The following is a 13,156-nucleotide window of genomic DNA, read 5'->3' on the forward strand; positions in this document are numbered from 1 at the left end:
AAAAGAAGGAGTGTTCATCAGAAATGGCTAAAATTGCAACCGTACTGACAGACATGTTCGAGGACTCGGAGTATACAGAACCTGCAAAAGCGTTCAAGGACGCAGGTCATGATGTGATTACTATCGAAAAAGAAGCGGGCAAAGAAGTGAAGGGCATGAAAAAACAGACGCCCGTCAAAATCGACAAAGGAATTGACGACGTAAAACCGGATGAATTCGATGCGCTGTTCATCCCGGGCGGATTCTCACCGGATCAGCTGCGGGCGGATGACCGTTTCGTGAAGTTCGTCAAAGCATTCATGGATGCGGACAAGCCGGTGTTTGCGATCTGTCACGGTCCGCAGCTACTGATTACGGCCAAAGCGCTGGAAGGACGGGATGCAACAGGCTACAAGTCGATCCAGGTCGATATGGAATATGCAAAAGCGAAGTTCCACGACAAAGAGGTCGTCGTCTGCCACAACCAGCTCGTCACGAGCCGTCAGCCGGACGATATTCCTGCATTCAACCGCGAAGCACTGAAACTGCTGGAAGCCTGATCGGTCAGCAGAAGAACTAGCAAGACTGCTTGGAGCGGTCGGACAGAGACCGCCTCCGGGTGGTCTTTCTTTCTGTTCTGTCATTGTGTGATGCCTGATCTGGGCAGGAGCTGCCCGTCCCTCCGGTTGAAAAGAGATTCCTTGAGTGGTAGATTAAATGAAGTGTGTACATAAAGTAAATAGACTGAAAAGTCAGGAGGCGTCGTCTGCAGATGGCTAGCTGCTGGTCCGGTATGCGGCTGAGAGAATCTGCGCATGCGTGCTGCCGTACATATGTTTACCAGGTATCCGGCTTGTGCCGGTGCAGCATAAATTTACGGGTCTGTTTGGAGAACCACCAACAGAGATCGGATGGACAGCCAAAAGGCACTATCTGCAGATCGTACGCTGAACAAGGGGGAAGATGCTTGAAAGTCTTGAAAATGGGAAGCGCATTCATCGGAATCATTGTAGGAGCAGGTTTTGCTTCCGGTAAGGAGATCGTCCAGTATTTCACAAGCTTCGGTATGCTCGGCATCATCGGTGCCATCCTGTCGACCGTGCTGTTCGCCTATTTCGGGATGGTGCTGACACGGCTTGGCAGCCGGATGCAGACGATATCGCACAAGGAAGCAGTCTACAGGATCAGCGGGAAATACTTGGGTCTCATCGTGGACGCGGTCATCGTCATCACGCTGTTCTCGGTCGGCGTCGTCATGATTGCAGGAGCGGGGTCCAACCTGAATCAGCAATTCGGCCTTCCGCCGTTTGCGGGAAGTCTGCTGATGGTCGTGCTCGTCTACTTGACGGTCCTGCTGAACGTGGACCGGGTGGTAGGGGTCATCGGAAGTGTGACGCCTTTTCTGATTCTTGCTGTAATCGTTGTATCAGTCTACTGTCTCACGACGATGACCGGATCATTCGAGAGCCTGAACGGTGTTGCGACATCGATCGATACACCATTGCCGAACTGGTGGATTTCCGCCATCAACTACGTATCATTCAACATTGCTGTCGGTGCAGCCATGTCACTCGTCATGGGCGGTGCGGAGAAGGATGAAAAAGCGGCCGCACTCGGAGGGCTCGTCGGCGGACTCGGGCTCGGCATCATGATTTTACTGAGCCATCTGGCCATCTTCTCCAAAATCGACATTGTCAAAGATGCCGACCTGCCGATGCTCGCCATCATCAATGACATCTCGCCGATCTTGGCGGTGCTTATGGCTGTCGTGCTGTACGGCATGATCTTCAATACGGCTGTCAGTATGTTCTATTCGTTCGGTGCCCGGTTCGTCCGGCGCGGCACTGCCGGTTTCCGCCGGTTTGTGCTAGTTATCCTGGTGGTCGGGTTCGGCCTCAGTTTCGTCGGTTTCTCCAAACTGCTCGATATTCTGTATCCGTTCATCGGCTACATCGGGCTGTTCCTCATGCTCACGCTACTGATCGCTTCGTTCCGTCTTCCGAAGAAGGCTGCACGCAGCAACTGATTCCTTACAAAAAAACCGCTGTCGTGTTTCTTGCGCGACAGCGGCTTTTTCAATTATCAGGAATGTGCCAGTTCAAGCTGGACTTTCGGTCCGAAGAATTCGAAGTGGACTTTTTCTTCATCCAACCCCATTGCATACAACTCGCTGATGACTGCCTGCATGAACGGAGTCGGTCCGCAGACATAGACGTCACTGCCATCCAGGACATTCTTCTCCAGGAATTCACGGTTGATGAATCCGTCGCCTTCTTCGGAGTAGAGGGCTGCGTAGTTTGATGAAGACAGGGAGTCATTCATCTCGCGGACCACTTTGTCGAACGCCTGGTGGTTCCGTGTGCGTGCGGAATGCAGGAAGGCGACCGGACGTTCAGGTGCAGTGCTTGCGATGGTCTCGAACATCGCCATCATCGGCGTGATACCGACACCGCCGCTGATCAGTGTGACCGGTGTATCCATTTCCATGTCCAGATAGAAATCACCTGCAGGTGCGCTGAGTTCAACTGTATCGCCCACGTCCAAGTGATCATGGAGATAGACGGACGCTTTCCCGTTCGGATTGTTGTCCGCTTCCCGTTTGACGGAAATACGGAATGTTTCCCCATTCGGAGCCTGTGACAGGCTGTACTGGCGGATCAATGTATTTTTCTCACCGGGAATGTCGAGTTTGATGCTGATGAATTGGCCAGGCTTATACTGAGGGACTTTGCCGCCGTCCACTGGCTTGAAATAGAAGGAAGTGATGACTTCACTCTCTTTGATTTTGTCGGAAAGGACGAAGCCTTTGAAGAGCTTCCAGCCGCCTTCTTCCGCTTCCATCTGGTCATACATGCCTGCTTCCACGCCGATGAACGCATCCGCAATCACGCCGTACGCTTGCTCCCAGGCGTTGAGGATTTCAGGGGTTGCTGCGTCGCCGAGCACTTCTTTGATGGCGCCGAGCAGGTATTTCCCGACAATCGGATACTGCTCGGGTACGATTCCGAGTGACACGTGTTTGTTGGCGATCTGGACGACCGCCGGAACGATCGCTTCCAGGTTGTCGATGTATTTCGCTGCTGCGAGCACAGTATTCGCAAGTGCTGTCTGCTGACGGCCCTGCTCCTGGTTCACGTGGTTGAAAATATTCAAAAGTTCAGGGTGGGCTTCGAACATGTTCTTGTAGAACACAGTTGTAATTGTTTTGCCATGCTGTTCGAGAACAGGTACAGTAGATTTAACGATATCGATTGTCTCTTGGGATAACATAATTGGACACGACCTCTCGTAGTTGGTGAATTCATCGTACCGCACATGGATTTTAAAAGCTATATAGAAAATACATCTTTACGCAATGTTCAAAGGTTAGCCACATTTCATTCAAAAAATGGTCAACAATTCAATAACGAAAAAGGAACGGTGAACAGAATGCGGTTAACGCTCTATACGGATTATTCGCTCCGTGTGCTCATATACCTTGGTGCCAAGCCGGTGGGGGAACGGGCGACGGTCCAGGAGATCTCGGCGGCTTTTCATATATCGAAGAATCATCTGACGAAAGTGGTGCATGAACTCGGAAAAGCGGGATACATCGAGACGGTCCGCGGCAGAGGCGGCGGCATCCGGCTGAAACTGCCGCCGGAGCAGATCAATGTCGGCATGGTCGTCCGGCAGACGGAGGACGACTTCCAGCTTGTGGAATGCTTCAACAGGGAATCGAATCAGTGTGTGCTCGCGCCTGCCTGCAGGCTGAAAGGGGTGCTGCAGGAAGCGCTCCATGCCTACTTACGGGTGCTGGACGATTACACAATCGCCGACTTTGTCGAAAATCGGCAGGAGATTGAACAGCTTCTGTTTCCGGGACCCCTGACATGATGGTAAGATGAAAAGGATTGCAAAACGCAAACGTACTTAGGAGGAATGGAACTATGAACAAAGTGCTTGTATTCGGCCATAAAAATCCCGATACGGATTCCATCGCTTCTGCGATCACATACGCCTATTTGAAACAGCAGATCGGCATGGACGCAGAGGCGGTAAGACTCGGTGCGGTCTCCGAGGAAACACAATACGCGCTGGATACCTTCAGCTTCAAAGCACCGCGTCTGACAGAGCGTGTCTCTGATGAAGCAGCACAGGTCATCCTCGTGGATCATAACGAGAAACAGCAGAGTGCCGACGATATCGATGATGTCCAAGTCATTGAAGTGATCGACCACCACCGCGTCGCGAACTTCCAGACGAGCGATCCGCTCTATTACCGGGCGGAACCGGTCGGCTGCACGGCGACGATCCTGAACAAACTGTTCAAGGAGCACGGCGTTGAAATTCCGAAAAACATCGCGGGCCTGATGCTGTCCGCCATCATTTCGGATTCCCTGCTGTTCAAATCACCGACCTTCACGGAGCAGGACAGGAAAGCGGCGGATGAGCTGGCGGAAAAAGCGGGTGTCCATGCAGAAGAGTACGGCATGAGCATGCTGAAGGCAGGCGCCGATCTCAGCAGCAAATCACTGGAAGAACTTATCACACTGGATGCGAAGACCTTCGAAGTCGGCGATGTAACGATGGAGATCGCACAGGTGAATGCAGTCGACCTGAATGATGTGCTGGGCCGCAAAGATGACCTCGTCTCCCTGCTGACAGATGTAGTATCTGTGAAGAAACTCGATCTATTCCTGTTTGTCATCACGGATATCATTAACAGTGATTCCGTCGCAATTGCGGTCGGCGAGAAAGCATTCGCCGCCATGTCGGCATTCCATACAGTCCCTGCGAATGATATGGCGGTGCTGAAAGGGATCGTGTCACGCAAAAAACAGATTGTCCCTGTATTAACGGAAGCCTTTAAGTGAACAATGGAAAGAAGCTGTCCGGTGAGCGGGTATCCCCTCACTGGGCAGCTTTTTTGCTGGTTGCATGATGTTATTCGGACAGGTCGAGCGGGCGGACAGCGGGTCCTTCGAGCACAGTTCCGTCCTTCCGGAAACGCGACCCGTGGCATGGGCAGTCCCATGTTTCATCCGCCTTGTTCCACCGCGTTCTGCAGCCCATATGCGTGCAGATTGGGGTATCCGTGCGCTGGACATGCCCCGTTGTGAATTCCTTTGCGACATAACCGGTTGTCTTCAGCGCCTGAAACAGCAGGGACCCGAACCCCGTCCGGTCAGGTGCGTATAAGCTGATTGCCGGATTTTTCGTACCTGTGATGACGTCCGTGATGATACGCGCAGCAGCCAATGAGTTCGACATGCCCCACTTCCGGAAGCCAGTGCAAATGTGGACATACGGCATGGAGTCGGAGATCGGCCCCGCGTACGGAATACAGTCCGGTGCGGTGGGATCCTGTGCAGACCACTGGTGGGCGGGCCCGCCGAGGTTATATACGGTCTGCAGTTCCTGCGCCAGCCGGCTGTACCGCTCATCCGTATCTCCTGTGCTGCCGGCGACATGGCCCTCCCCGCCAAGCATGAAATGGGGACGCCCGTCGATGAATGCCGTCCGGATCGATCGTTTTTTCTGATCGGTTGAAAGATACTGGTTCTGCAGCGGCATGTCTGCGGGTGCCGATACGACATAGGACCGCTTCACTTCGAGTTTCAGGACGTTCAATCCGCGGATGGCTTCGATCGGATAATGTGTACAGAGGATGAGTTCGTTGAATCGGACAACAGCGCCAGATGCAAGTTCCAGCGATTTGTCCTTCAGATCCATCGAGCGGACATCGCTCTTTTCATGGATGCCGGCACCTTCCTTCATGGCCAGCTCGCACAAGTGCTGGCCGAACCGTACTGGATGCAGCTGTGCCTGATCATGGATCGTCAGTGTGCCGAGGATATCGATCGGCAGCTCGCTGTTCAGTTTCCGGTCACCGTGAATTCCGATCTCCTGGTAGGCGGCTGTCTCGTTTTCGATCTGCTGGAGTCCGTCTGCCGTGCTGGCGTAGAGGACAGACTGGCTCGTGCGCAGCTCATCGCCTGCCGCAATCGACTCGGCGAACCGGATCGCTTCGTCATTCGTCCTATAATAGAGACGGGCAGCATCCGCTCCGTGTTTTTTGATAAGTTCAGCGTAGATGATGTCGTGCTGGGTTGTCAGCTTTCCTGTATTGTTTCCGGAAGCTCCCTCCAGAATACGGTCCTTCTCGAGAAGTACGACATGCTTGCCGGTTTTCGCAAGCAAGTAGGCTGCGGTCAGGCCGCTGAGCCCGCCGCCGATGATACATACATCACATGTCACATCTTCCTTCAGCGCAGGCAGTTCGGTGCGCGGATAGGCGGTTTCCAGCCAAAGTGAGTTCAACAAATGGGTCCCCTCCCAGTTAGTCGGCAAGCAGTACTGTCAGTATTCCCCGAATCGGGGGAATTTAACGGGGCTTCTGCATAGAATGGAGGAATGGGGATACTCGTACCTCTTGTCAAAAAACGAGATTCACAGCATACTGATAAAGTGTCTTGAACTTTTGAAAGGATTGGGTGCAATGACGAAGCAGCAATGGGTGACAGACTTACAATCGGAAATTACAAAGGGGCAGCTTTTGCTGGATGAACCCCTGTCAGCTTATACAAAGACGCAGCTCGGCGGCCATGCCGATCTGCTGGTCATTCCGGAAACGGAAGAAGAAATGCAGTCGGCCGTCCGCTATGCACATGAAAATGATATCCCGATACTGCTGCTCGGGAACGGATCGAATATGGTCGTCCGGGACGGCGGTGTTCGCGGAATCGTGCTGCACCCCGTGAGATTGGATACGATCACGATTGACGGAACGCATGTACACGCGGGGGCAGGTGCGCATATCATCGATGTCTCCCGTGCTGCAGCGGCAGCCGGGCTGACCGGTTTCGAATTTGCCTGCGGTATCCCGGGATCCGTCGGTGGCGCGATGGCCATGAACGCAGGAGCTTACGGCGGGGAGATCAACGACATCATCGTCCGCTCGACCCTCATGGACCGGACCGGCCGCATCTTTGTACTGTCAAAAGAGGAGCTGCAGCTCGGCTACCGGAAAAGCATCATAGCGGATGAAGGCTATTTCGTTCTGTCATCCGATTTCGAGCTGGAGCCCGGTGACCAGGAGGCGATCGACGCCAAGGTTGCGGATCTGACGTTTCAGCGTGAATCCAAACAGCCGCTTGAATATCCATCGGCCGGCAGTGTGTTCAAACGGCCGCCGGGCTATTTTGCGGGCAAACTGATCCAGGACAGCGGTCTCCAGGGCAAAGGCATCGGAGGCGCGGAAGTCTCCACTAAACATGCAGGATTCATCATCAACAAGAACAATGCGACCGCCACGGACTATATCCGCACGATTGAAATGGTGCAGGCGGAAGTGAAAAAGCGGTTCGGTGTCGACTTGGAACGGGAAGTGAAAATCGTCGGTGAACCGGCTGAATGAATGCACAGCTCTTTACAAAAGGCCTGCCCGGAAAGTCGGATGACTTTCCGGGCAGGCCTTTTCTGTGCTTTCTCAAGCGTCGAGTTTACAGCTCACTTCCGACGGCCTTTCCACGCGGTCATCCGTAATCCGGACCTGGCACATCTTGCCGTCGTGCATGAATTTGAAGATCCCATTATTGAAATCGGTTCCCGTCTCCTTGAAGAAGATCCCCTCGAACCGTGCGTTCTTTGTATAGTTGAACGTCACGCGGTATCCTTCGCCGTCATCCGTCAAATAAGCCCGAAGACCTTTTTCGAACATCCCTTCCACGTCATGCTTGATGGAGCGGGCGACAGAGACGACGTGGAAATCGACGAACGTGATCTCGCGGAGAAGCACGTTCATGAACGACCCTTTCGTGATCTCCTCCCAGCGGCTCTGGGCGGTCTGGCCGATGATGATCTGGGTGATATTGCGGTCATGTGCGACTTGTTTGATGACTTTGGCGGTCGGCCGGCTTTCGTTATCCCGGATGATGAATTCATCGGCATCGAGTTCTTCCGCCAGCTCACGCCATCGGTCGACGTACGCTGATTTTTCAGCATCCATCTCATCCAGCGGAAGTGGGTCGACGGTCAGGATATAAAGCGGGCAGTCCAGAGCGCTTGCCATCTGAGAGCCCCGCCGGATGAGACGTTCACCGTTCGGTCCGTAATACACGCAGACAAGAATGCTCTCGTCCATGCGTCCTTTCACTTTTCCCATCGTGTCGTTCCCTCCATGAATCGTATTGCTGTCCCAGTTGTCAGCGTACGCAGCCCATTCGAGTGCCAAGGCAGGCGCAGTCGTGTATAATTTGAAATGAAACGAAAAAACACAGCGAGCAGCATGCAGACGATGCCCGAACCGCGGATCCGGTTCCGGGGTGCTGCGTTATGCTCATGTCGGACTCATTATCGCCGGCTTTCCCGGCCGCGTCAACCCGTCCCGGCAATTTCTCCGCAGATTTGCGAATCTCCGCTGTTCATTGTGCTCTGTTCCTGCATGTTTTCACCTGTGAATTGAATTGCCGCATTTCCCTGCAGGCCTGTTTGTGTTCTGTTTCACGATTGGGGGTACGACGTATTGATCATTCCGCTGCTCATCCTGCTGCCGTTTGCAGCGTCCTTATTTGTCCCTTCACTGTATACATACGTACATAGCAGAAAAATCGGATGGGCCGTGCTGCCTGTCCCGCTCGTTCTGTTCATCATCCTCTGCCTGCAGATCCCGAATGTGGCTGCAGGGGAGACCGGCTACCATACGATCCGGTGGCTGACCAGCGCCGGCATCCATTTCACCACCCATCTCGACGGGCTCAGTATGATTTTCGGCCTGCTGATCACCGGTATGGGGACACTGGTCGTCATCTATTCGACGTACTACCTGTCCGAGCGCGAGGCACTCGGACGGTTCTATATGTATCTGCTTCTCTTCATGGGATCGATGCTCGGCGTCGTGTTCTCCGATAATATCCTGGTCCTCTATGTGTTCTGGGAACTGACGAGTGTTTCGTCATTCCTGCTGATCGCGTTCTGGCATCAGCGCAGACGGTCGCGTGAAGGTGCGCAGAAGGCGATGCTGATCACTGTCACAGGCGGTATCGGGATGCTCGTCGGGTTCCTCATGCTGCATTCGATGACGGGGACATACAGCATCCATGAGATGATCGGCATGGCGGGGGATCTGCCGTCGCATGATCTGTTCATACCGTCGATGCTGCTGGTCCTGCTGGGCGCTTTTACGAAATCCGCCCAATTCCCGTTCCATATATGGCTTCCAGATGCGATGGAAGCACCGACGCCGGTCAGTGCATATCTGCATTCTGCGACGATGGTGAAGGCGGGCATCTATGTGGTGGCGCGCTTCATCCCGCTGTTTGGCGGAAGTGAGCTATGGTTTTATCTGGTGACATTCACAGGTCTGCTGACGCTTCTATGGGGTTCGTTCAACGCGGTGAGGCAGTACGACCTGAAAGCGCTGCTCGCCTATTCGACCGTGAGCCAGCTCGGATTGATCATGAGCCTGCTCGGGATGGGGTCTGCCGTAATGTTGGACTTACCGGGAGCTGATCTCAGCCTCTTCGCAGCTGCAGCATTTGCTGGACTTTTCCATCTCATCAACCATTCCACGTTCAAAGGCGCCCTGTTCATGATCATCGGAATCGTCGACCATGAGCTCGGTACGCGGGATATCCGCCGGCTCGGAGGTCTTGCGGTTTTCATGCCGGTGACCTTTACGATCGCGCTGGCGGGCAGCTTCTCAATGGCAGGGCTGCCGCCGTTCAACGGCTTCCTCAGCAAAGAGATGTTTCTCGAAGCCAGCCTTGCTGTCCAGCAGCTGTCTCTTCCTGGAATCCATGTCTGGGTGCCGGTTGTGGCATGGCTTGCGAGTGTCCTGACGTTCGTCTACTGCCTGATCATCGTGTTCCAGACATTCTTCGGCCGGCAGCAGCAGTCCCCCGCATGGGTGGACCGCGGCGCGCATGATCCGCAGCCGGGAATGCTCGCTGCTCCGGGCATCCTCGGACTGCTGATCCTCGGGCTGTTCTTCATCCCGAATATCCTTGGTAAATGGATCCTCCGGCCGGCGATGGACGCGATCTATCCGGCATACAGCGGAATACCGGAGCTGGTGCCTCATATACGGGCATGGCACGGGTTCAGTCCGGTGCTCTGGATGACGCTCGGCATCATCACGGCCGGCGTCTTCCTCTATGTGTTCCTCCGTAAGTGGCGGGTCCTTTATACTGTCCCGCCATTCAGCTGGAAGATCGACAACATGTATTCACTGCTGCTCGTGCAGCTGGAAAGCCATTCGCATCATCTGACGAAACGGTACATGACGGGGCATCTGCACCGGTACTTTCTGTATATCTTCTCGTTCTTCATCGGCATGATGCTGGTTGCGCTGGCCTTCATCTGGCGGCAGGCATTCGATCTGTCGAATGATTCGCTCGTCAACGTGAACGAGTACTTGCTGACCGCTGTCATGATGGCGGCGGCGATCTCGATCCTGTTTGTCAGATCCAGACTGATCGCCATCCTGCTGAATGGGGTGCTCGGCTTCACGGTCGCATTCCTGTTCGTCGTCCTGAGTGCACCGGATCTCGCGCTTACACAGATTGTCGTTGAGACGGTGACGACGGTGCTGTTCCTGCTGACGTTCCGTTTCATGCCTGACTGGACGAAGGAACGGACGTCACGGAAAGTGAAGGCGGGAAATGCGGTGATTGCCGTCATGACAGGCCTTATCGTGATCGTCACGGCTCTCGCGGTGCAGGGGAACCGGCTGGCGGCGCCCATTTCAAAGTTTTTCGAAGACACGGAGGAGATGCGGGGGGGCGGCAATATTGTGAATGCCATCCTCGGGGACTTCCGTGCGTTCGATACGATGCTTGAGATCGTCGTGCTGTTCATCGGCGGTCTCGGTGTCTATGTGCTTATCAAACTGAAGAGCCGGAAGGGGGACGGCCCGCATGAAGATTAACGACGTCATCCTGCGCACGGTGACCAAAATCATCGTGTTCATCATCCTGACATTCGGTGTGGAGCTGTTCATCTCGGGGCACCATGACCCGGGCGGCGGATTCTCGGGCGGGCTTGTACTCGCCTCGGCCCTGCTGCTGCTCTATATGACATACGATATTGAAACGGTCCATCAGGGGATTCCGTTCGATTTCAAGAAGATCGCAGGACTCGGCGTGTTTCTGGCTGTTGCCGGAAGCGCCGTGTCCATGCTGTTCGGCAATTCGTTCCTGACCCAGGGGAAGGGGGAGGTCCTGCTTCCTATTTTCGGAGCGACGGAGATTTCCATGGTGCTGCTGTTCGAAGCGGGTGTCGCCCTGACAGTGGTCGGAGTCGTCGTCACGGTTCTTCTGACGATCAGTGAGGATGTGAAATGATATGGAAACGTTACTGACAGTTCTGGTAGGTGTCCTGGTCATGGTGGCGGTCTATTTGCTGCTGTCCCGGAATCTGCTGCGCATCATCCTTGGATCGGCCGTCCTGTCCCATGCCATCCATCTCCTGCTCCTGACGATGGGCGGCCTGAAGAAGGGGGAGGCGCCGCTCGTCTCGGAGGATGGCTCCGCCTACGCGGATGCCCTGCCGCAGGCGCTCATCCTGACGGCGATCGTCATCAGTTTTGCCGTCACTGCATTCCTTCTGGTCCTCGCCTACCGTATCTACCGGGAGACTGGATCGGACAATCTGGACGGCGCAAGGAGGAGTCTCGATGACTAACGAACTTGTACTGCCTGTGCTGATCCCGCTGCTGGCTGCGGTCATCCTCACATTTTTCAGGGAGTCGCTTTCCGTTCAGCGGCTGCTCAGTTTCCTTGCTGCCGCCGGTTCTGCCGCTGTGGGGAGCCACCTGCTGCTCCGCGTCCGGACGGAAGGCATCGTGCGGCTCGATTTCGGCGGATGGGATCCGCCGTACGGCATCTCGTTCGTCGGCGATTCGTTCGCGCTGCTGCTCGTCTCGGCAGCCGGCACGGTCACGAGCCTGATCCTGCTGTACGCCTTCTCGACGATCGGGGAAGCGTTCGAGAAGATGTATGTATACCCGCTCATGCTGTTCCTGCTGGCCGGGGTGAACGGTTCGTTCCTGACAGGGGATATCTTCAATCTGTTCGTCTGTTTCGAAGTGATGCTGCTGGCTTCATATGCGCTGCTTGTGCTCGGTGGCCGGAAAGTGCAGCTGGTCGAGGCGTTTACATACATTACGATCAATGTCCTGGCGTCCTGGTTCTTCCTGCTCGCCATCGCTTATTTGTACGGGGCGGCCGGCACGCTCAACATGGCACATCTCGCTGTCCGGGCCGCTGAAAGCGGGCAGGATCCGATTCTGACGGTCATCGGCCTGATCTTCCTCCTCGTCTTCAGCCTCAAGGCGGGCCTGCTGCTCTACTTCTGGCTTCCAGGTTCCTATGGCGCACCGCCTGCAGCCATCGCTGCACTGTTCGGTGCGCTGCTGACGAAGGTCGGGATCTATGCGATGATCCGGCTGTTCACGCTTGTCTTCAATCAGGCGCCGGGAATCATAGGTCCTCTGATCGGCGGTATGGCGGCCCTGACGCTGATCGGCGGCAGCATCGGTGCGCTGTCATCGCGGGATATCCGGCAGATCATCTCCTATAATGTCGTCATTGCCGTCGGATTCATCCTCACCGGGCTTGCCGCGGGCAGTGAAACTGCGCTGCAGGGGTCAATCTACTATGTGCTCCATGACATGGTCGTCAAGGCGATGCTGTTCCTTGCGGGCGGTCTGATGATCACGCTGACGGGCAGGACGCGGATCGGGGAGATGAGCGGGCTGCTGCGGAACTATCCGAAACTCGGCTGGCTGTTTTTCATCGCCATGCTATCGCTGACCGGCATCCCGCCGTTCAGCGGGTTCATCGGCAAAGTGCTGCTCGGAGAGGGGCTGATCGGCGCGGAGCTCTACCTGCTGCTGGCGCTCGCTTTCCTGTCGAGCCTGTTCGTGCTGTACTCGCTCCTGCGCATCTTCCTGAACTGTTTCATGGGTGAATCGATCATCGGGGAAGAGGAACAGGTCCCGCTGAAAAAGCGGACACTGCTGCCGATCGCAGCCCTCGGCGTCCTGACGTTCGCGATCGGCATCGGAGCGGACTGGCTTGCGCCGTTCGTCAATGATGCGGCCGCTGTGCTGACGCATCCCGACAGTTACGTCGAAGCCGTGCTGGGAAACGATGCGCAGCCGGGCCGGTAGACTGATAGAAAGGGGGCGGGGCAT

The 13,156-nt window shown here is 55.2% G+C and carries 12 protein-coding genes; 9 read left to right on the forward strand and 3 right to left on the reverse strand.

Annotation, left to right across the window (positions count from 1 at the left end; all coding sequences use genetic code 11):
• The first annotated feature begins 23 nt into the window (after positions 1-23).
• Positions 24-539: a type 1 glutamine amidotransferase domain-containing protein gene (locus tag QWT68_RS13945; RefSeq protein ID WP_040285579.1), complete on the forward strand. Its 516-nt coding sequence runs from the start codon at positions 24-26 to the stop codon at positions 537-539.
• A 422-nt stretch (positions 540-961) separates the two neighbouring features.
• Positions 962-2,005 (forward strand): YkvI family membrane protein, encoded by a 1,044-nt coding sequence (locus QWT68_RS13950; RefSeq protein ID WP_040285686.1) that lies wholly within the window; start codon positions 962-964, stop codon positions 2,003-2,005.
• Between the two features lie 56 nt (positions 2,006-2,061).
• On the opposite strand, the gene hmpA is transcribed toward QWT68_RS13950, so the two are convergent.
• Entirely contained in the window at positions 2,062-3,249 is a 1,188-nt protein-coding gene (gene hmpA, locus QWT68_RS13955; protein ID WP_040285580.1) for an NO-inducible flavohemoprotein, read from the reverse strand.
• A 159-nt stretch (positions 3,250-3,408) separates the two neighbouring features.
• On the opposite strand from hmpA, the gene QWT68_RS13960 reads away from it, so the two are divergent.
• Positions 3,409-3,855 (forward strand): RrF2 family transcriptional regulator, encoded by a 447-nt coding sequence (locus tag QWT68_RS13960; protein ID WP_040285581.1) that lies wholly within the window; start codon positions 3,409-3,411, stop codon positions 3,853-3,855.
• A gap of 53 nt (positions 3,856-3,908) precedes the next feature.
• The gene (locus QWT68_RS13965; RefSeq protein ID WP_040285582.1) at positions 3,909-4,835 is read left to right on the forward strand and encodes a manganese-dependent inorganic pyrophosphatase; all 927 of its coding nucleotides are present in this window, start codon (positions 3,909-3,911) and stop codon (positions 4,833-4,835) included.
• Between the two features lie 70 nt (positions 4,836-4,905).
• Here the strand turns inward: QWT68_RS13965 and QWT68_RS13970 are convergent, their stop codons facing one another.
• Complete coding sequence (locus tag QWT68_RS13970) at positions 4,906-6,285, reverse strand: FAD-dependent oxidoreductase (RefSeq protein WP_290148694.1); 1,380 nt, start codon at positions 6,283-6,285, stop codon at positions 4,906-4,908.
• A gap of 175 nt (positions 6,286-6,460) precedes the next feature.
• Here QWT68_RS13970 and murB point away from each other — a divergent pair, with 175 nt between their 5' ends.
• A complete protein-coding gene (gene murB / locus QWT68_RS13975; RefSeq protein ID WP_040285584.1) occupies positions 6,461-7,378 on the forward strand; it encodes a UDP-N-acetylmuramate dehydrogenase in 918 nt (305 codons plus the stop codon).
• Between the two features lie 72 nt (positions 7,379-7,450).
• Here murB and QWT68_RS13980 read toward each other — a convergent pair whose 3' ends face one another.
• Positions 7,451-8,125 (reverse strand): universal stress protein, encoded by a 675-nt coding sequence (locus QWT68_RS13980; protein WP_040285585.1) that lies wholly within the window; start codon positions 8,123-8,125, stop codon positions 7,451-7,453.
• A 360-nt stretch (positions 8,126-8,485) separates the two neighbouring features.
• Between QWT68_RS13980 and QWT68_RS13985 the strand changes: the two genes are divergently transcribed.
• From QWT68_RS13985 to QWT68_RS14000, 4 genes are read left to right on the forward strand one after another with little or no spacing between them, the layout of a single operon-like run.
• Positions 8,486-10,888, forward strand: coding sequence for a Na+/H+ antiporter subunit A (locus tag QWT68_RS13985; RefSeq protein WP_040285586.1), 2,403 nt, complete (start codon positions 8,486-8,488; stop codon positions 10,886-10,888).
• The gene (locus QWT68_RS13990) at positions 10,878-11,303 is read left to right on the forward strand and encodes a Na(+)/H(+) antiporter subunit B (protein WP_290148695.1); all 426 of its coding nucleotides are present in this window, start codon (positions 10,878-10,880) and stop codon (positions 11,301-11,303) included. The genes QWT68_RS13985 and QWT68_RS13990 overlap by 11 nt, the downstream gene beginning before the upstream one ends.
• Position 11,304: 1 nt before the next feature.
• A complete protein-coding gene (locus QWT68_RS13995) occupies positions 11,305-11,643 on the forward strand; it encodes a Na(+)/H(+) antiporter subunit C (protein WP_040285588.1) in 339 nt (112 codons plus the stop codon).
• On the forward strand, positions 11,636-13,132 hold the full coding sequence (locus tag QWT68_RS14000) for a Na+/H+ antiporter subunit D (RefSeq protein ID WP_290148696.1): 1,497 nt from the start codon (positions 11,636-11,638) through the stop codon (positions 13,130-13,132). Before QWT68_RS13995 ends, QWT68_RS14000 begins: the two co-directional genes overlap by 8 nt.
• Positions 13,133-13,156: the final 24 nt, after the last annotated feature.

It is taken from the genome of Sporosarcina trichiuri, assembly GCF_030406775.1.
Lineage (GTDB): Bacteria > Bacillota > Bacilli > Bacillales_A > Planococcaceae > Sporosarcina > Sporosarcina trichiuri.